This window comes from Bacillus cereus group sp. N21 (genome assembly GCF_016483395.1).
In the GTDB taxonomy this organism is placed as follows: domain Bacteria; phylum Bacillota; class Bacilli; order Bacillales; family Bacillaceae_G; genus Bacillus_A; species Bacillus_A pseudomycoides.
In genome coordinates this window covers 1-245 of sequence record NZ_JAEHBX010000410.1, presented here as the reverse complement: position 1 = coordinate 245, position 245 = coordinate 1, and the positions used below count along the sequence as shown (strand labels likewise).

Here is a 245-nt window from a genome sequence, read left to right as displayed (position 1 = left end):
CAAAAAGTATTAGTAAAGTATATAAAGGGAAAATACCTTTTAAAGCATTGGTAGATATTGATTTATCAATTCAAGAAGGTGAATTTGTAGGAATTATGGGACCATCAGGTAGCGGGAAAACAACATTATTAAATATGGTATCTACTATTGATTCTCCTACATCGGGAGAAATATTAATAAATGGTACAAATCCTTTTCAGTTATCATCAGACAGTTTAGCTTTATTTCGTAGGAAACAATTAGGA

The 245-nt window shown here is 30.2% G+C and carries 1 protein-coding gene; it reads left to right on the top strand.

The window, feature by feature from the left end; all coding sequences use genetic code 11:
- On the top strand, positions 1 to 245 hold a 245-nt coding region (locus JDS96_RS31430), incomplete at both ends, for an ATP-binding cassette domain-containing protein (RefSeq protein ID WP_206777265.1).